Below are 19,875 nucleotides of genomic sequence, written 5' to 3'. Positions count from 1 at the left end.
GCGGCCTTAAATCATTTGCGCAAATTTGCGGTATTGTTGAGCGGAAATGCCTTCCCACTTTTTGAAAATACGGCTGAAATAATGAAAATCCTCATAGCCGATGTCCATCGCGATGAACTCGATTTTATCATCGGTTTCACGTAGTAAACGCTTCGCGTGTTGATGGCGAATAGATTGCAGGTATTTATTGGGACTCATGCCCATACTATCTTTAAAAAGCTTACTCATATAGTCTTCATGAACATTGATCAAAGCGGCCATCTCTCCGTTGGTCCACTTTTTTCGATACTGTGTTTGCAGTTCATGGGCTAAGTGGTGTAGGCTTTCTTGATATTTGGGATGATGGGTGCGGTTCGTCTCATCATGATGCCGAATGAGCAGCGTTAGCATTTGCAGCATAAGTCCGCGGCAGACCATTTCGTAGCCCATCTTCTGGTCATTCGTTTCCTGAATAACAGTCTCCATCACGGACACGATGGCTGGGGGCAAATGAATGGCATATCGATAGGGAAGAATCGGCTGGCCGTCGATATAGGGCATCGCGCAGAAGGAATCGTCAAATGGATGGTTCTCATCCACCACGAGCTCAGCCTGCTTGACGGACAAATCATCGAAGAAATCGAAATGAATGCCGAGCAGCTGCACATAGGGTTCCGTCAAAATCTCGATATGATGATGGACGCTGGCAGGCAGGAACAACAGATGCTCCGCCGGCACGAGGAAGGATTCGTCCAATAAAGTGACCTGAATGTCCCCTTGCAGGATATACAGGAATTCAAAGTCATACATGCGCCGAGACCATTTGAATTGAGGCGTTCGCTGATGGATCTGCGCCCAATGCACGCTCGGAGACAGTTCGCGAAACGCAGCATGCCTAATCGTAGAGGACCTATCTATCACATAATTCACCACCCAAGCGGTAGACTGATGTACAGCGTATCCTTTTCCATTTTATCACACCTGGCAGGCTTAAATAGAGCGAAATAAAGTTGGATGACTTGGTTCTTTTTCACAAAAGCGGGGTAATACTAAGGTGATCTTAACTGAGATGGTGGTGGCGTTATGTGGTATGCATTGAAGAGATTTCTAATCGGTCAGCCGTTAAAGTCAGCGGATCTAGGGGAACAAAAGCTGAATAAGACCAAAGCGTTAGCCATCCTCTCTTCGGATGCGTTATCCTCGGTTGCCTATGGGCCTGAGCAAATTTTAATTGTGTTGATTACGATTGGGGCCGTCGCTTTCTGGTACACGATCCCTATTGCGGTAGGCGTGCTTGTCCTCTTGCTGGCGCTGATATTGTCCTATCGGCAAATCATATTTGCCTATCCGCATGGTGGCGGGGCGTACGTCGTTTCGAAGGAAAACTTGGGGGTGAACGCTGGTTTGCTGGCCGGTGGTTCCTTGTTGGTCGACTATATCCTCACAGTTGCGGTCAGTATTTCAGCAGGGACGGATGCCATTACCTCTGCCTTCCCGCACTTGCACCCGTACAATGTGGAAATTGCCATTACATTAGTCATCCTCATAACGATTCTAAATCTGCGGGGAATCACGGAATCGGCCTCAATTCTGGCTTATCCAGTCTATTTATTTATATTGGCCTTATTTGTTTTAATTGGCGTAGGCCTGTATCACATCCTGACCGGGGCCGTTTCTCCCACGAATCATGTGCCTTTGGGGACGCCTGTTGCTGGCATTTCGCTGTTTCTGCTGTTAAAAGCATTTGCCTCCGGAAGCTCGGCCTTAACGGGGGTGGAGGCGATCTCCAACGCCATCCCTAACTTCAAGGACCCTGGGCCGAGCAACGCTTCCAAAACGCTAGCCGCCATGGGACTGCTGCTTGCGCTTTTATTCTCCGGCGTCGTATACCTTGCCTATTATTATGGCATTGCGCCCAAAGCGCAGGAAACGGTCGTTTCCCAGATCGCCTCGCAAACGTTCGGCCGCAATTGGATGTACTATTGTGTCCAGGGGACAACAGCGATGATTCTTGTGCTCGCCGCGAATACGGGGTACTCGGCATTCCCGCTGCTGGCGGTCAACTTGGCCAAGGATAAGTTCATTGCGCGGATGTTCACCATCCGGGGAGATCGATTGGGCTATTCCAACGGGATCATTTTCCTGGCTGTGGCGTCCATCCTGCTGATTATCGCCTTCAAAGGCAGGACGGAGCACCTCATCCCGTTGTACGCCGTCGGGGTGTTCATTCCTTTCACCCTTGCGCAGACGGGGATGCTGGTGAAGTGGCTGCGGGAGAAGCCCAGAGGCTGGATCGTCAAATTAACGGTCAATTTGGTAGGGGCGTTGATCAGCTTCACGGTGATGATGATCTTCTTTTTGACCAAGTTCGGCCAGGTGTGGACCGTCTTGATCTTCCTGCCTTTGATCGTGATGATCTTTCATCGGATCAAGAAGCACTACGAGGCCGTTGGCGAGCAACTGCGGATTACGACTTGCGAGCCGACGATCCCGATTGAAGGGAATATCATGATTGTGCCCGTCGCGGGAATTACGCATGTCGTCGAGAACTCCTTGAACTATGCCAAGTCCCTTGCGCCGGACCAAATTATTGCCGTGTATGTCGCTTTCGACCGGGACTCGGAGAAGCAGTTCGCTGAGAAATGGGAGAATTGGCAGCCCGATGTCCGCCTAGTCACGCTGCATTCCCATTACCGCAGCATCATCCACCCGCTGACGAAGTTTATCGACACGGTGGAGCATAAAGCGAACGAGTCGAATTTCCGTGTGACCGTTTTGATTCCGCAGTTCATTCCCAAGAAAAACTGGCAGAACATTCTCCATAATCAATCCAGCTTGCTGATTCGGGCGTTCCTGCTGTATCGCAGGAATCTGGTCGTGACGACGGTGCCTTACCATTTGAAAAAGTAGCGGGATTGTTAGATGGTGATTTTTCAGGCGAGTAGGAGCTGCTTCTAAACCAGCGAAAGACTGCGATAACTGTCAGAACTGCGCACCGCCGAGCTTACACATAATCAACCTGATATTCTAACGAACTGTATGATGCTTATAGAGGAGAAAATGGCTTGTTTTGAAATCTAATGAACTGGAATGGCGTTATGGAGTAATTTATAGACGGAATCATGATCGTTTGCTTGAAATAACGTCTCCGGAATTCATTAGATTTTCAAAATGCCCGATTTTGATCAAATAAAGGGTATTGAGTTCGTTAAGGGGCTTGCCTCAAGGTCCATTCTATTGGGCTTTGAGACAGCCTGTTTGTGCTTTGCAGCCATCTCGCCCAAGTCTGAGCAAGGTGTGATAAGGCCAAAAGTGTGATAGGTGCGGTAAGTGCGAAAAGTGTGATAGGGGTGATAAGAGTGACAAGTGTGATGGATGCGATAGGTGCGCGAGAAGCCCGACATGCCGATGATGGAACCTTTCTAGGGGAGATAGGCGGAAATAAGACAGCTAGCCGCGGCCGCAACTGGAATCGCAACCGCAACTGCAACCTCAGCCGCGAGTATAGGCGTCATGCACTTTTTTCGTGAACACTTGCAGGTCTTTCTCCGTTTCACATACAGCTGCGTGCTCCAGCCACACGAAAAACTTTTTCTTGCATACGGCGGAAGCATGCAGGGGGTACACGTCTCGCGATTTGATGATGTACAACCCTGGCGGAGTTTCCTTCCAAGGGGATGTGAACAGCGTTCTAATGGATAAGCGGCTCCGTTGAATCCAGTCTTGTTCGCTTTGTTTTCTGCGGATAGTTTGATACATATTCATGATGATGAAATGATCGGATTTCTCTTTCCATGTGGTGAAGCCAGACAGGATGGCATTATGGAGGATCTCAGACCTGTCTTTGGAGAACCAATATCCGACAATAACAGGGAAATGATGATCTTCTTCCAGCCACAACACACCAAACCACTCGTAAGCTAAATGATGCGGATTTAACAGATCGGGGGCTAACCCCAAATAATATTGGCGAGAGGAAGCCATGGCATTACTCCTTTTGACTGGATTGTCGGGTTGAATGAGCGGATGAAACTTGCGTTGTACACCCAATAATCGTAACGCTGAATGCTATAAAAATGGGGTAAAAAATAAGGAGCAAACATATAAAAAAGAAGTAAAAATGCGAAATGGCCTATTTTCATAGGCACACTGGAATTATAGAATTTGGACTTCATAAGGTTGGAAACGGATGAAAATGGAAGAATACCGGAGCATTTATAGTGAAAATATATGGCAGCTATATTTGAGTGCGCTTTCATTATAGCTTTATGGTGAAAAATAGGGAATGCAGTCGTTCCACTGACTTTTACACATCGGATCAAAAGGCGTAACATTCCTCTCAACAAAATTTGAGGAGAGTGACAAGAAGATGAGTCCCGAGCCCCTAACGATCGTCAAAGAAGGAAAGGAATGTTGTGGCCAACTTCCCCAGACCTGCATCATTACCCGTATTGAATGTTTCCAATTTGATTGTGAGCTGTCAGATAGAATGCTGCCTGGTCATAGCGATGACTGTCATTGCGGTTTACTCACTCTTTCGACCAATTTGGGAACATGGGGGTTAGGCGAATTCCAGATTCCGTGCGGCAAATTGAAGGGCGATTTCGTTCAGTGGGCTGTCGTTTTTCAACGGATCAAGGGTCTTACACTTGCAGACGGTTTGGCGTACGTTCATCAAAAAGAGGTCGTGTGGGGAGAAATTAGAACACATGTCATTTCGTCGGCTTTGATCGATCTGGCGGCAAAGCTTGAGCACGCATCCGAAGGACAAAAAGTTGAAAGCTTCTTGTCCGATCGAACGTATCTATTCGACCATTCTCAAGCTTATATCTCATTCTAGCGCAGAAAGAGGGGGACTGAGGCTGCTGATTGCTAGCTTAGGAAGTCCGCTCAAATGAGGAGATCAAAACTGAAATTGTGATATGTTAATATAAATCAACATGCGGTATAGTAAGAAGGTTGAAAGTAAACGCTGTCATAATACGTAAATCTAATTGTAAGGAGGATTTCCTTGTCTACCAACCAATCGATGCTAGAAACTCGCAGTATTAGTTCACTTGAGAAAGTGTTTGCGGATGAAGAGCTGCAGGCCGTACCCTATCAACGCGCATCAGCCTTGCAGAAGGAAATCTTCTCCTTCCAGATTGCTTATCGTTCACCGCTCACGCAACAACAGGTTCGCGTCGATGTGGAATCCAAGCTGGCTTCACACATTAGGCTTCGCAGCGTGCAATTGGTGCCGGCTGAATTCCCCATCTATCCAGATCACGATAATAATCTGCTTCGCGACACACCAGGATTGTACCCCGATCTGTTAGTTCCCTTGGCCCTGTCTGATGATATCGTGGGGATTCCCAAACAATGGCGATCGCTTTGGGTAACCGTGCATCTGGCTGCAGAAGTGAAGCCGGGCAAATATCCAATAGTGGTTGTATTCAAGACGCCTGAGGGCGAATTGTTGTCCCGCGAAACGTTTGAACTTGAGGTATTGGCAGCGGTATTGCCCGAACAGAAGCTGATCCATACCGAATGGTTTCACACCGATTGTCTGGCTGTTTACTACAAGGTCGACGTATTCAGCGAGCGGTATTGGGAAATCGTCGAATCCTACATCAGAACGGCGGTTGATCATGGGATCAACATGCTGCTTACGCCCATATTCACGCCTCCGTTGGATACGAAGATCGGCGGGGAGCGGCCTACCGTTCAGCTCGTTGACGTGAGCAAATCCGGCGTGACCTACACATTCGGGTTCGAACGGTTGAAGCGTTGGGTCGACATGTGTGATCGGAATAACGTACGCTACTTCGAGCTGTCGCATCTATTCACCCAATGGGGCGCCAAGCACGCGCCCAAGATTATCGCGGTAGAGGATGGCCAAACCAAGCAAATTTTTGGTTGGGAAACGGATGCCACGGGAGAAGCCTATAAAGACTTTCTAGCTCAGTTTTTACCGGAGTTGGTCGCTTTCATTAGGGAGAATGGATTAACGGAGCGTGTGTATTATCACATTTCGGACGAGCCGTTGACCGATCATTTGGCCACTTATGGAAGTGCCAGCCGTTGGGTCAAACAGTTCATGGGAGAGATCCCATCAATGGATGCGTTATCCGAGTATTTTTATTATGAGCAGGGATTCATCGAAACGCCCATTGTAGCGAATAATCACATCACGCCGTTCCTGGAACACGAGGTAACGAATTTATGGACTTATTACTGTTGTGCTCAATATAAAGACGTAGCTAATCGATTTATTTGTATGCCTTCTGCCCGCAATCGCGTTTTTGGTTTACAGCTCTACAAATTCCGTATCAGCGGATTTCTCCATTGGGGCTTTAATTTCTGGTTTGCTCAATACTCGCGCTTTCCAATTGATCCTTATCGTAACACAGATGCCAATTATGGCTTCCCAGCAGGGGATTCCTTCGTTGTATATCCAGGAGAGGATGGGACGCCGCTGGATTCGCTAAGGCTCGAAGTTTTCCGCGAGGCGCTGCAGGATTTACGGGCGCTGGAGCTGCTCGAATCGCAGATTGGCAGGGAGCGGACATTGGCACTCATGGAAGAAGGTGCGGAGGAGCCGATTACTTTCGCGGTGTATCCTAAGCAGGCAGAGTGGGTTCTAGCTTGCCGCGAACGCATTAATGCAGCTATTCAGCAGCATGCTAGTATCAACAACCAGGGTGCCGCGCAGCTTCCTTCATAACGAACAGAAGTAATACCTGTTCGAGTGCGCCGCCAAGATACAACCAAATCAAAGGCTGTCTCACGAGGTTCTCAACCTCATGAGGCAGCCTTATTTCTCGTTCAATGGCCTGTATCCGCTAATCTCTAAGAGGCAGGGAGACGCCTTCAACAAGCATTTTTATGCTTTTTTTATACGGATACCCGCTATTCTTTACCTCATTTTTATGCGATACGGCGTTACAATGTTTCAGGAAGAGGGACGGTGATCGTCATGCAAAACGATGTTTGGCTGATTGCTGCGCCTACCAAAGCAGGCGAAAATTTCATGAAGCAAGCCAAGTTGCTAGGTCTGCCTTATATCGCAGTCACCAACAACAAGCTAGAAAGGCTGCGATTTCTTGAGTTGGGTGTGCAGCAAGTTATCCAAGTGGATACGACGGAAGCCGGGAGTTCCAATCTATCCGATCTACCGGACTATCCCGTTGGGAAAGTTATTATTTTCGAGGAAAGCTTACCTCTGTGCTGTCGGTACATTGGGCTATGCCGCGGCTGGACTTCGGGGCCGATTTATGTGATTACCCAGAGCCTGAATCCAAGATTGGTTTACAAAGGGCTCGGTGCGGATTACGTCATTTATTCCAAAAACGGCGATGTGAAATTTCTTCTATCTGCTGCGGACGAATAGGAAAAAGGAGGTGTGGTATGTACAACGATGTCACGATGATCTTACTACTCGCAGTCACATTTCTGGCGTTCTGGGGATTCTCCCACTATTGCGAAAAAGCTTAAACGCAGGTCTGCCATTCAGGCAGCTCGCGAACAAACGGTTAGGAGGCTATCAGATGATCGTCATTGGATGTATAGCAGCAGCCATCATGGTGTATCTCGGTTTTGTTCTGGTGAAGCCGGAGAAATTTTAAATATTGAATATGAGCTTGGGTAAGCAGGGGGAGAACCTATTATGGGTATGGGATTATTGCAAGTAGTCATCACGCTGGGGATTATCATGCTGTTGGTGAAACCTGTGGGAAGTTACTTGGTCAACGTTTTTGGCTATGAGAAGAGTGGCCTTGATCGGATTTTCGCTCCTATTGAGCGTGTATCCTATCGGATTATGGGAGTTAAAGAAGAAGAAGCCATGGGGTGGAAAAAGTATATAGGCGCAGTGCTCCTGGTCAATCTGGTGATGCTGCTCCTCATCTACACGGTATTTCGCCTGCAGAAATATTTGCCGCTGAATCCGGATGATATCGCGAATATGCCGCCGGCTCTGGCTTTTAATACAGCCGTTTCCTTCATAACGAATACGAACTGGCAAGCTTACAGTGGTGAGAACACATTGTCCTATTTGTCTCAGATGATTGCCATTACGTTTCCGATGTTTACTTCAGCGGCAACCGGCTTTGCAGTTGCAGTAGCTTTCATCCGCGGCTTAGTTGGCCGTCAAGATAATCTGGGTAATTTCTATGTGGATATGACAAGAGCGATTACCCGCGTGTTTCTGCCGCTGAGCTTCGTGGTGGCGCTGATTCTAGTGTTTCAAGGTATTCCACAAACGCTTCTGGGAGCTGTGCAGGCGACTACGCTGGAGGGAGCTCAGCAAACGATCACACGTGGTTTAGTAGCTTCGCTGGAAGCCATCAAGCATCTTGGAACGAACGGGGGCGGCTGGTTCGGGACGAACGCCGCACATCCTTTTGAGAATCCTACGCCGCTGACAAATCTCATTCATATCCTGTGCATGATGCTGCTGCCTACCTCACTGGTATACGCATTCGGCTTGATGATCAAGAACAAGAAGCAAGGCTGGACGATCTTTGCGGCCATGGGGATCATATTTATTGTGATGCTGGCTACCGTTTTCTATGCAGAGTACAAAGGCGTGCCTGCTGTTGATGCAATGGGTGTGCACGGCAATATGGAAGGCAAGGAAGTGCGATTCGGGATTTCTGAAACGGCACTGTTCTCAGCCGTGACGACAGCGGCCACCACAGGAAGCGTGAACGCGATGCATGAATCGCTGACACCGCTCGGAAGCATTGCGCCATTCGCCGAGATGATGCTGAACAACGTGTTCGGCGGTAAAGGTGTCGGGTTATTGAACGGTTTGCTTTATTTGATCTTAGCTGTCTTCATTTGTGGATTGATGGTGGGGCGTACACCGGAATTCCTGGGCAAAAAGATTGAAGGCAAGGAGGTTAAGCTGGCGGCTATTGCAATCTTAATGCATCCGCTGATCATCCTGGCGCCGACCGCCTTGGCACTCCTGCGCCCCGAGTCCATTACGTCGATATCCAATCAGGGGATGCATGGCCTATCGGAAGTGTTATATGCTTTCACGTCAGGCGCAGCGAATAACGGTTCTGCTTTTGGCGGCTTGAGCGCGAACACGAACTTTTACAATATAGGGATCGGGATGGTCATGCTGTTTGGCCGTTACATTTCGATGATTGCGATGCTGGCTATTGCTGGTTCTCTAGCAACCAAACGGGTTGTTCCGGTAACGACGGGCACACTTCGTACGGATACACCGCTATTTATGGGGATTTTAATTATGATAATAGTCGTTATCGGTGCTCTAACGTTCTTCCCGGCGCTGACACTCGGGCCGATTGCTGAACATTTGGCAGCGCGTTAAGGATAGATGCAGGAGAGGGAGACTTTGAGAATGCTCAAAGGTCCCTAGATTAGGAGGACTTCCATGACTGTGGAACGTAAAAAAACACTAACAAAAGAAATGGTGAGTCAAGCGATCCTTGATTCCTTTAAGAAATTAAATCCGTGGGTCATGATGAAAAATCCGGTCATGTTTGTCGTGGAGATTGGTACTCTGATCACTTTGCTGCTTTCGATCATGCCTGATCTATTTGGCGCGACGGAGGTGGGCAGAGGATATAATCTGGCTGTGTTCCTGATCCTGCTCTTCACTTTGCTTTTCGCGAATTTCGCGGAAGCCTTGGCGGAGGGGCGCGGGAAAGCGCAGGCTGACTCCCTGCGGAAGACGAAATCAGACACCAAAGCCCGCTTGGTGCTGAAAGATGGCACCTTTAAGGAAGTGTCGTCAACTTCCCTGCGCAAAGGTGACTTCGTCCGAATTGAAATGGGCGAAATCATTCCGTCAGATGGCGAGATCGTGGAAGGCTTGGCCTCCATTGATGAATCCGCCATAACAGGTGAATCGGCCCCCGTGATTAAGGAAGCAGGCGGGGACTTCTCATCCGTGACAGGCGGAACGCGTGTCGCATCGGACTATATCGTGGTGAAAGTCATGACGGACCCCGGCGAATCGTTCCTGGACCGCATGATTGCGCTCGTGGAAGGCGCCAAACGGCAGAAAACGCCGAATGAAATCGCCTTAACGACACTGCTTGCCGTGTTAACGCTGATCTTCTTGATCGTTATCATAACGATGGTGCCCATGGCGCAATATTTGAACGTGAAATTAGAAATTTCCACACTGATTGCGCTGTTAGTCTGTCTCATTCCGACGACGATCGGCGGCCTGTTGTCGGCGATTGGGATCGCCGGGATGGACCGCGTAACCCAGTTCAACGTGCTGGCGATGTCAGGGAAAGCCGTAGAAGCCGCAGGCGATATCGACACGATGATTCTCGATAAAACGGGCACCATTACCTTCGGGAATCGGATGGCCGCAGAGTTCATACCGGTGGGCGGCGTGCATGCCAAAGCGATGATTTTCAGTGCGCTGCAAGCTTCTGTCAAAGATGAAACGCCGGAAGGGCGATCGATTGTTGAGCTGGCGAACAGACTGGGCGAATCTTGGCAATCTGACGCCTATGAGGGCGCGGAAGTGGTTGATTTTTCAGCGGAAACGCGGATGTCGGGGCTAAATTTGCAAGGTGGCGTTCAAGTGCGCAAAGGCGCCGTGGATGCGATTAAAAAGTATGTCACGGCGCTGGGCGGTCCCATTCCGAGTGATTTGGAAACGATGACGAACCGCATTGCCAAAGCAGGCGGAACTCCGCTGGCTGTCGCGGTCAACGAGCGGATCTACGGCGTGATCTACTTGAAGGATACGGTTAAGCCGGGCTTGAAAGAACGATTCGCCGAGCTGCGGGCGATGGGCATCAAGACGGTTATGTGTACAGGGGATAACCCACTGACAGCGGCAACGATCGCCCTGGAAGCGGGCGTAGATGAATTCATAGCCGAAGCCAAGCCGGAGGACAAAATTGCGGCTATCAAAAAAGAGCAGCAGGAAGGCAAGCTGGTCGCGATGACCGGCGACGGCACGAATGATGCGCCTGCGCTTGCTCAAGCTGACGTAGGGCTTGCGATGAATTCAGGCACGATGGCCGCGAAGGAAGCAGCCAACATGATCGATCTGGATTCGGATCCGACGAAGCTGCTTTCGGTCATTTCCATCGGTAAACAACTGTTGATTACCCGCGGCGCTCTGACGACCTTCTCCATCGCAAACGATATCGCGAAGTATTTTGCCATCATTCCTGCGATGTTTATCTTGGCTATGCCGCAGCTGCAAGCTTTGAATATTATGAAACTTGCTTCACCGGAATCAGCCATTTTATCAGCGCTTATCTTCAATGCGATTATCATCCCTCTATTGATTCCTATTGCAATGAAGGGCGTCAAATATCGGGCGATGTCAGCGAATAAATTGTTGTCGCGCAATGTGCTTTTGTACGGGATAGGTGGTGTCGTGGTGCCTTTCATTGGGATTAAAATCATTGATTGGGTGCTTCACGGCCTAAACATCGTGTAGAGAGAAAGAGAAACGAGGAGATAGCGTTATGAAATCGGTTTGGATAGCTGTTCGTGTTTCTTTATTGTTCATGATTGTCTGCGGGCTTATTTATCCGCTGGCAACGACAGGTGTGGCTCAGGTCCTGTTTCCCAAACAAGCAAATGGAAGTCTGATAGAAACGGAAGGCGTGGTGCGCGGCTCCGAATTATTGGCGCAAGGCTTCGAATCACCGAAACTTTTCCAACCCCGAGCATCGGCAGCCAACTACGATCCGACCGCTTCCTCAGGCTCGAATACAGCCGTAGCCTCAAGCGATTATGCGGCAGCCATGGCGGAGAAGGTAGAAGCTTGGAAGAAGGAAAATCCCAAGCTAACGGATATCCCGGCGGAGTTGGTAACCATCTCGGGTTCCGGCTTCGATCCGGATTTATCGCCGGAGGGCACTAAAGCTCAAGTGCCGAGAATTAGCCGAGCAACAGGCCTTGCGGAGACAACCCTCAATGATCTGGTAGATCGACTGACCAAGACGCGTCAACTCGGTATATTCGGAGAACCTAGGGTGAATGTGACCGAATTAAATAGAGAACTGCTGAAGCAAGTGAAATTGTGAGTTAGCAGGCAAGCCACTCTCGTATTTAACGGGGGTGGCTGTCTGCGTCATTTTAGCTAAGGAGCATGATGCCTCTTGGAAGGGTTCAAAAGGAAAACACCGGAAGAAATTCTATTATCCATCTCCAAATTACATCGCGGCAGCTTGAAAATCTATATCGGCGCGGTTAGCGGGTCGGGGAAAACCTATCATATGCTTCGCGAGGGGCATAATCTCAAGCAGCAGGGGATCGATGTCGTGATCTGTGCGGTATCTACACTTCAGAGGCCCGAAACCGTGGAACAATTAGGTGATCTGGAAAGGGTTCCGAGCATTCATTGGAGCAAAGACGGCAGGGAACAAAAGGATTTGAACCTGGAAGCCCTGATTGAGCGAAATCCGGAAGTAGTTCTCGTAGACGGGCTAGCCCATTGCAATCGAGAAGGCGCCAGGTTCCCCTCCCGCTTGGAGGATATTAAATTCTTGCTCGCTCATGACATTAGTGTCATTACTACCGTCAATGTGTATGAGCTGGAAGAGGCGATGGAGGTAGCGCATAAACTGACCGGAATTGAAGTGGGTCCCTGTGTCCCCTCGGATACATTGGAATTGGCCGATGAGGTGCGATTAATTGATGCGACACCGGAAACGATCTTGAACCGACTGGAAGAAGGTCATTTGAGAGCCAGTCGGGATTCAGCCTTATTTCAGCGCGGCAATTTAGGCGTGCTTCGCGAGCTGGCCCTTCGTCTTGTTGCCGAGGACGTGAACGATTCATTGGAAGCACACCGCGAAGAAATGGGCTATATGGGGCCATCCGGGGCGACCGAGCGCATTTTGGTAACGACGCAATATCACTGGAATGGCTCGATTTATGTGCGTAGAGGTCAGCAGATCGCTAAACGCTTGAATGGTGATTTGCATGTGGTTACGCTGCGTAAATTCAATAAACCTCTGACGAAGGAAGCGACGGCTTTCCGCAAGTCTATGATGAAGCTTGTCCATAAAATAGGCGCCAAATTCGAAGAATTGCCCCTGCGCTCCCGCCGTTCGATTCCGCGAACGCTTGTCGATTATGCTGTCGCGCATAAAGTAACACGTCTGGTCCTAGGCCACTCCAAGCAGACCAAATGGCAAACCTTGCTGCAGGGATCAGTGATCAATGGCCTTTTGAAAAGGACACGCAATATCGATCTATTCCTGGTGGCCGATCGCGCTTCGCACGAAGGGGAACGCATCCTTCCAGCCCATATCCATTCGCAGAAGGAAGCCTACAAGTATAAGCGTCTCAGCAAGCAGGAAGTGGAGGAGAAGATTGGGGAGATCAAGCGAGGCAGATTCAAAGTGTATATCGGCGCTGCTCCGGGTGTCGGGAAAACCTATACCATGCTGCGGGAAGGCAATGATCTGCTCAGGAAAGGGATTGACGTGAAAGTTGGGTTGCTCGAAACCCATGGGAGAAAAGAAACCATTGCGCAGATTGGTGATCTCGCTGTCCTGCCAAGAGCAGAAATCAGGTATCAGGGCGTCAAGCTGGAGGAGATGGATACAGCTGCTATCATCGAACTTCGACCCGAAGTGGTTCTGGTAGATGAACTAGCGCATTCCAATGTACCGGGCAGCAAGCATAAAAAAAGGTATGAAGATGTACTGGAGATCCTGGAAGCAGGTATTTCGGTGATTGCCACGATGAACGTGCAGCACTTGGAAAGCTTGAATGATGCGGTCGAGCAGATTACAGGGATTCGGGTTCGCGAGACCGTTCCAGACAGCATTCTGCGAACGGCGGATGAAGTTCAATTAATCGACGTTGCCCCCCAAGCCCTGCAGCTTCGCATGAGGGAAGGAAAGATTTATGCGATGGTGAAGGTCGATCAAGCGCTTAATAACTTTTTCAAAACGGGAAATCTGATCGCTTTGCGTGAGCTCGCTTTACGCGAAATCGCGGATGATGTAGATGAACGGCTGGAATCTATGGAACGGAAGAGCTCGCTGCGCGGGCCATGGAGACGGAAAGAAGTGATTTGCGTATGCATCACGGAAATTTCGCATGCGGATCGCTTGATCCGCCGTGGTTTTCGAATTGCTCATCGATTGAAAGCGGCATGGCATGTGACATTCATTGCTCCCCGCAGAAGCGAAGAACTGGAGCGGCAGATGGAAGCTATTGAGAAGCTGGCGCAGAGGCTCGGCGGTGAATTTTCATTCGGAGAAGTGGCAGGAGGCAAGCAAATTCCACATGCCTTTGCAGCCGTGGCCAACAGAGTTGGCGCTACTCAAATCATCGTCTGGAAAGATGCTGCGGTAAAGCAACTTTTGCCGCTGACCAGTCACATGGACGTGCTGATTGTAGCCGATTATGAATCGTGGCAAACGTCCGGAAATAGGGTAAAATGAAGATATGATCAATCAAACACAGAACCCAGCTAATTATTGGAAATATTATGGAATTACTACACTGAGCATTGTTGTTTTGACTTTGCTCTTAAAGGCTTGTGGTCCTTTCCTCGGCTTAGTGAATATCGCGCTTCTTTATTTGATTCCTGTGCTGATTAGCGCTGTGCGCTGGGGCAAAGGGCCATCATTTTTTGCGGCGGGGGTCGGCGTATTAGCCTTTGATTTCTTGTTTGTGCCCCCTGTGTTGAGTCTTAATGTGGCTGATTTGCGATATGTGATCTCTTTTTTGGTTTTTCTATCCGTTGCTGCGTTAACAGCCAGCTTGGCTTCGAGGCTGCGCAACCAATTTCAACAAGCCCACCAGAGAGAAGCGAGCACGGCGGCTTTGTATGCGCTCAGTCGGCAGATCACGGCTATTTCGGATCTGGAAGTGCTGCTGAATCAGATTGTCCAGCACGTGGCTGATACGCTGCATGCCCAGGCAGCTGTTTTTTTGCCAACTGCAGCAGGAGATCAGCAATTAGAGGCATACTCCAAGGATAGTCTCGATTGGGCCAAGGATGAATCCCATCTGTCGATCGCTGCATGGGTTTATAAGCAGAATGCCCGGGCCGGTCGCGGCACAGCCTCCTTGCGGGAGTCGGCAGATCTGCATGTCCCCCTGAATACAGAAAGCGAAGTCCATGGCGTATTGGCTGTGTATGTCGGGGATCGGCCGATGGCCGACATGCCGGAGCTGATCCGCATCATCGAAGCGCTCTCCGATCTGGTTGCGGTCGCGATCTCTCGCGTCAAGCTGGCTAACGAAGCCAAGGTGGCGCAGTTGACGGCCGAGTCGGAGAAACTTCGGACGGCGCTGCTCGACTCGCTTTCGCATGAATTGCGCACGCCGCTAGCCACCATTATAGGATCGGTTACAGGTCTGCTCGAAGGCGAGGATGTGTTCAGTCCAGAAGACCGCCGCGAGCTGCTGCTGACGATCAGGGAAGGCTCTACGCGGATGAATAGACTAGTCGGGAACCTGCTTGGCATGGTCCGGATTGAGAGCGGCATGCTGCGCCTAAATAAACAATGGTGCGGCATTGAGGATGTGGTTGGCGTTGCGCTTGCCCAACTGAAGGATTCGCTCCACCATCGGAAGATGAGCGTTCGTCTTGCCGATGATCTGCCGTCTGTGCCGCTGGATGAGGTGCTCATCGAACAAGTGCTGATTAATGTGATCAGCAATGCGATCAAATATTCGCCCGAAGGCAGCGAAATCGTGATTGAAGCGGTGCAGCAGGGAGATCGGTTGGAGCTTTCGGTGAAGGACGAGGGAACTGGCATTGCGCCTTACGATTTGGAGCGGGTGTTTGAGAAGTTCTATAGAGGACAAATGACCAAACATATCCCTGGTACCGGTCTTGGCCTGGCGATTTGCAAAAGTATCATAGACGCCCATCATGGACAGATTACAGCGACCCTGAATGGAAAGCGCGGCACGGTAATTCATATCAGTTTGCCCGTACAATTCGCTGAGCAAGAGAGGGATAGAAATGACAGCAACAGGAGCGAAGATTTTAATTATTGATGATGAACCGCAGATCCGCAAATTATTGCGGGTCACCTTGACAGCCCACGGCTTTGAAGCGGCAGAGGCTGCGACGGGGCAAGAAGGCATGCTGCAAGCGACGATGGTAAGGCCTGATCTGATTGTATTGGATTTGGGATTACCGGATCTCAGCGGTATGGAAGTGCTTCAGCATATTCGGGAGTGGTCGCAGGTGCCGATTATTATCCTGACCGCCCAAGATCAGGAGCAAGATAAGGTAGCTGCCCTCGACCGTGGCGCGGATGATTATGTGACCAAGCCTTTCGGCATGGGCGAATTTATGGCTCGCATGCGCGTAGCCCTGCGGCATACAGCCAAAACACAGGACGAACCTGTGCTCCGCTTAGGTCCTATCGTGATTGATCTATCTCAACGCAGCGTAGAGCTGCACGGAGAGAAGTTGAAGCTGACACCAACGGAGTATGACTTGTTGAAAGTGTTGGCTATCAACGCCGGCCGCGTTATGACGCATCGCCAACTGCTCAAGCAGGTGTGGGGTGGCCATCAATATGAATCGGACAGTCAGTATCTCAGAGTCTATGTAGGTCACCTAAGGAAGAAGCTGGAGGAAGATCCGACCCGCCCGAAATATATTGTCACAGAGCCGGGGATTGGCTATCGATTTACCTGGCAGGAACCAGTCTGACCTCCCCCAAAAAAGCCCATTCATGGCCCGTTCAGCGATTGCTCGCCGGCCACGAATAGGGCTTGTTTTTTGTTCTCAAGCGAGGGCTCTCTTGAGAGGGGCTTGTTCATCTTTTTTGGGCTTGATGGCGAACAAAGCGATCGCTCCCGCCAGAATGCTGATTCCCGCAATCATATAGAACATCAGGGAAGGCGAGTTTTTGACCAAAATAGAAGCAAGTGGTGGCCCGATGGCTACGCCAATGAAGCGCATCGAGCTATAAATCGATGTGATCGTGCCGCGCTCTTCCTTCGGTATGCCTTCCGTAATCATCACATCCAGGCAAGGCAATGCGGCACCGATTCCGATACCGGCCAAGCTGATGAATACCAGAAGCAGGAACGTGGAGCCGACCAGTCCACACACCAGAAGACTGCCGGCAAGCAGCAGCAGACCCGCGACAATAAGCCATTTCATGAGAAGTTGGTTCTTGCCAATCACTTTACCCGTCACGTAGGAAGCAATGCATAAAGCGGCAAGCGGGATCGCCAGCAAGCAGCCTTTCACAATGCCATATACATGAGCTTTCTCTTCCAAGAGATCGGATAAATACGTTAAAACGCCGAAAATAACAAGCATACAGACACAACCGATAGCGAAGATAGCATATAACCAGCGGCCGTTGTTTTTGAAGATCGTTTTAATCTGGGCAAGGTAGTCGGAAAAAGATATCGATTTCGTCGGCTTCGAGCTCTTGGTTGGGGGCTTCACCATAAAAAGCACCAACAGCATCGAAATCACACACAGAACGGGAATAAACATGAATGGCAGAAACCACACAACCATGGATAGGGCTGATCCTAGAATCGGACTGAGCACCTTCCCGAAGGTATTTGCCGTTTCTACCAGTCCCAAGCCGCTGCTGACGTCGCTGTCCTTTTTGAACAAATCGCCAACTAAAGGGATAACGATGGGAAAAGCCCCCGCGGCGCCAACGCCTTGCACGAAGCGGCCGATCAGCATGACGACGTAGGAATGATCCATCCACCAAGCGGCCAAGCCCGCGATTAACCCGCCAATTCCTGTTATGAGCAAGCTGGGAATAATGACGAATTTCCGACCGTATTTGTCGGATAAATATCCGGCAATCGGAATCAAAAGGATAGCGACAGCGGAATAAACGGTAATTAGCAAGCTTACCTGAAGGGACGTAACACCGAGCTTGCTTCGAATGGCCGGCAGTACCGGAATTAACATTGAGTTCCCAAGCGTCATAATGAGTGGGATGGATGCGATGGATAGAAGCTCTTTCTTATTGGAATTCCCCATAGCTAGCGCTGCGCACACCTCGCAATAGATTAATCATAACGTACATTAAATTAACCTAATTGCCGCGTCTTTATCCATCGAGTGCTTCCTGCTTCACTTCAAAAATAAACAAGCGCATACAGCCCTAAAGGCGCATGCCCTTATCTTCTCATGACAATCAGCGTGAAGCGGGCAGCAGCAGGACTTTGCCGGAGGTCATGCTTGCCGTGTAATGCTCGATTGCATCAACCGTTTGATGCAAGTTATAGGTCTGGCTGATCTCGGTTTGGATATGAGATCCGATCGATTTCTTCATCGCGCCTTGCAGGGCGAGGAGTTCGAAGATGGATTGCGTTTTCACCCAATCGGATGCCCAGAAGCCGCTAATCCGCTTCCGCCGGAAGACGAGATCATCCGCATTGATCGTTGTTTGATGACCGCCAAGCAGGCCATATTGGAAGAGTGAGGAGCCATCTGGCAAGGCTGACAGCACAGGGCCTGTCAACTCGCCACCAACAGCATCGAAGCAGACCGTAGCGCCAAGCTGATGGCATTTCATCTTCAGGTCCTGCTCGAAGGTTGCAGAGCTGCTGTTCATAATATGCTGTCCGCCCAATTCGCGGAGCAACTGCTCCTGCTCGCTTTTGCGGACAATGCTAATGATCGGAATCCCGTGCTCGCTGCCAAGCTTGGTCAGAATTCGCCCGAGAGCGCTTGCACCAGCGGTTTGAACGATCGCTTTGGATTTAAGCTTCTTGGCGATTTTCACCATAGCCATCGCACTGGCTGGATTCACGAAGAAGACGGCGCCTTGCTCGTCCGTTACGTGATTTGGCAGGACCATACAGGTCATTGCACTTGCCTTCGTATATTCGGACCATGAACCGAACCCTTCGGAGACGAACGCTACTCGTTTGCCTTTGAGCATACGCGCGGCAAGGCTGCTTCCAGTTGCGATGACGGTTCCGCACCCTTCCATACCGCCAACCGAAGGCAAAGCCCTTGTCATGCCATAGTTCCCATGAAGAAATAATAGATCAGCGGGATTAATCGAGGCCGCATGAACTTGGATGAGCACTTCGCCGCTTGTTATTTGTGGCACTGGCGTTTCACCAAACTCGATTCCCGAAACCCCGCTATAGTTAGTGATTAGCGCGGCTTTCATCGTTTTCTGCATGTGAGTGGACCACCTATCTGATGTATGATGACATAACTTGTTTACATGTATTATATAATACAAGATTGCCCTGCGGACGCTTTGCAAACATCAAATTTAGGTTAAGTCTTTGCGATGAAGCAACGGACGCTTTATATGTCACGCATGAGCAGATTGTCGCGGGCGGTGTGCTGAAGTTTCGGATGACGGATGCGCCAACCAGTAAAACGTATGCCCATGCGGATCTGCCGTATTCCCTGTCCAGTATGAACGATTAGGGTGCCTGTGGTTCCCACTCGCCCAGCACGCAATTGTAGAACCTAGCCTGCGGCTAGGTTTATTTCTATATATAAGAATTTATATGTTTTGGGGTGAGCGAAGCTTACCCGAACAAAGGGTTTAAGCTGCTCGCATGTGAAGGGTGCCACGATCTTAAGATGGTGCCCTTTTCGGTGCAAGGGACGTTTCTGCACGACGTGTTCATGCGGGGAAACGGAAGAGTAGAGCCGAGTCTTGTCTGAGGACGTATCTCAAGTCAACCATCGACATGTTATCTTGACCATCGAAGAAGGTCTAAGAGACATGTTTTTGGGTTGGGGTGAGTGAAGCTGGCCCAGAATTTAAATGTTGGAGATTGACGCCAGTCTCCAGGCTTGGGTTGTAGGCGGCCCATCACGTTGGAGTGGTTCGATGCGATGAGAACAAGGTAGCTGTGAACGTACTTATTTGTTCGAATTGCTGCTGGTTTGGAGATATAAACAAGCTATTTGGCAGAATGAGATCCTCTAGCTTTGCAATCGCGCGGAGATAAGGGAAC

At 49.9% G+C, this 19,875-nt stretch carries 16 protein-coding genes and 1 pseudogene; 13 read left to right on the top strand and 4 right to left on the bottom strand.

The features are described 5' to 3' along the window. Positions 1–6: 6 nt before the first annotated feature. Entirely contained in the window at positions 7–900 is an 894-nt protein-coding gene (locus IEY34_RS32820) for a helix-turn-helix transcriptional regulator (RefSeq protein WP_189019989.1), read from the bottom strand. A gap of 162 nt (positions 901–1,062) precedes the next feature. On the opposite strand from IEY34_RS32820, the gene kimA reads away from it, so the two are divergent. Then, a complete protein-coding gene (kimA, locus tag IEY34_RS32815) occupies positions 1,063–2,889 on the top strand; it encodes a potassium transporter KimA (RefSeq protein ID WP_189019987.1) in 1,827 nt (608 codons plus the stop codon). A 582-nt stretch (positions 2,890–3,471) separates the two neighbouring features. Here kimA and IEY34_RS32810 read toward each other — a convergent pair. Continuing rightward, positions 3,472–3,963: a hypothetical protein gene (locus IEY34_RS32810; protein WP_189019985.1), complete on the bottom strand. Its 492-nt coding sequence runs from the start codon at positions 3,961–3,963 to the stop codon at positions 3,472–3,474. A gap of 385 nt (positions 3,964–4,348) precedes the next feature. Between IEY34_RS32810 and IEY34_RS32805 the strand changes: the two genes are divergently transcribed. The 10 genes from IEY34_RS32805 to IEY34_RS32760 all read left to right on the top strand — a co-directional run bounded on the left by IEY34_RS32805 (position 4,349) and on the right by IEY34_RS32760 (position 16,615). Continuing rightward, entirely contained in the window at positions 4,349–4,819 is a 471-nt protein-coding gene (locus tag IEY34_RS32805) for a hypothetical protein (RefSeq protein WP_189019983.1), read from the top strand. Positions 4,820–4,990: 171 nt separating this feature from the next. Then, positions 4,991–6,685: a DUF4091 domain-containing protein gene (locus tag IEY34_RS32800; protein WP_308423094.1), complete on the top strand. Its 1,695-nt coding sequence runs from the start codon at positions 4,991–4,993 to the stop codon at positions 6,683–6,685. Between the two features lie 252 nt (positions 6,686–6,937). Beyond that, on the top strand, positions 6,938–7,351 hold the full coding sequence (locus tag IEY34_RS32795; RefSeq protein WP_189020015.1) for a hypothetical protein: 414 nt from the start codon (positions 6,938–6,940) through the stop codon (positions 7,349–7,351). Between the two features lie 88 nt (positions 7,352–7,439). Next, complete coding sequence (locus tag IEY34_RS32790) at positions 7,440–7,586, top strand: potassium-transporting ATPase subunit F (RefSeq protein ID WP_189019981.1); 147 nt, start codon at positions 7,440–7,442, stop codon at positions 7,584–7,586. Between the two features lie 47 nt (positions 7,587–7,633). Further along, positions 7,634–9,304 (top strand): potassium-transporting ATPase subunit KdpA, encoded by a 1,671-nt coding sequence (kdpA, locus tag IEY34_RS32785; RefSeq protein ID WP_189020013.1) that lies wholly within the window; start codon positions 7,634–7,636, stop codon positions 9,302–9,304. Between the two features lie 63 nt (positions 9,305–9,367). Then, the gene (kdpB, locus tag IEY34_RS32780) at positions 9,368–11,410 is read left to right on the top strand and encodes a potassium-transporting ATPase subunit KdpB (protein ID WP_189019979.1); all 2,043 of its coding nucleotides are present in this window, start codon (positions 9,368–9,370) and stop codon (positions 11,408–11,410) included. 28 nt (positions 11,411–11,438) lie between these two features. Next, positions 11,439–12,002 (top strand): potassium-transporting ATPase subunit KdpC, encoded by a 564-nt coding sequence (gene kdpC, locus IEY34_RS32775; RefSeq protein WP_189019977.1) that lies wholly within the window; start codon positions 11,439–11,441, stop codon positions 12,000–12,002. A 75-nt stretch (positions 12,003–12,077) separates the two neighbouring features. After that, positions 12,078–14,378, top strand: a complete 2,301-nt coding sequence (locus tag IEY34_RS32770) for a histidine kinase (protein WP_189019975.1) — start codon at positions 12,078–12,080, stop codon at positions 14,376–14,378. Positions 14,379–14,382: 4 nt separating this feature from the next. Further along, positions 14,383–15,948 carry an ATP-binding protein gene (locus IEY34_RS32765; RefSeq protein ID WP_189019973.1) on the top strand — a complete coding sequence of 522 codons (1,566 nt, stop codon included), beginning with the start codon at positions 14,383–14,385 and terminating at the stop codon, positions 15,946–15,948. Next, the gene (locus IEY34_RS32760) at positions 15,914–16,615 is read left to right on the top strand and encodes a response regulator (RefSeq protein ID WP_189019971.1); all 702 of its coding nucleotides are present in this window, start codon (positions 15,914–15,916) and stop codon (positions 16,613–16,615) included. The genes IEY34_RS32765 and IEY34_RS32760 overlap by 35 nt, the downstream gene beginning before the upstream one ends. A gap of 75 nt (positions 16,616–16,690) precedes the next feature. Here the strand turns inward: IEY34_RS32760 and IEY34_RS32755 are convergent, their stop codons facing one another. After that, positions 16,691–17,923: an MFS transporter gene (locus IEY34_RS32755; RefSeq protein ID WP_189019969.1), complete on the bottom strand. Its 1,233-nt coding sequence runs from the start codon at positions 17,921–17,923 to the stop codon at positions 16,691–16,693. A 157-nt stretch (positions 17,924–18,080) separates the two neighbouring features. Further along, entirely contained in the window at positions 18,081–19,079 is a 999-nt protein-coding gene (locus IEY34_RS32750; RefSeq protein ID WP_189019968.1) for a zinc-binding dehydrogenase, read from the bottom strand. Between the two features lie 20 nt (positions 19,080–19,099). Here IEY34_RS32750 and IEY34_RS32745 point away from each other — a divergent pair, with 20 nt between their 5' ends. After that, positions 19,100–19,336, top strand: coding sequence for a hypothetical protein (locus IEY34_RS32745; RefSeq protein ID WP_189019966.1), 237 nt, complete (start codon positions 19,100–19,102; stop codon positions 19,334–19,336). A gap of 108 nt (positions 19,337–19,444) precedes the next feature. Further along, positions 19,445–19,649, top strand: a pseudogene (locus tag IEY34_RS38205) (transposase zinc-binding domain-containing protein); the annotation flags it as partial. Positions 19,650–19,875 lie beyond the last annotated feature (226 nt).

The sequence above is a fragment of the Paenibacillus marchantiophytorum genome, from assembly GCF_014640555.1.
GTDB classification, from domain to species: Bacteria; Bacillota; Bacilli; order Paenibacillales; family NBRC-103111; genus Paenibacillus_E; species Paenibacillus_E marchantiophytorum.
This window is presented reverse-complemented; position numbering and strand designations above follow the sequence as displayed.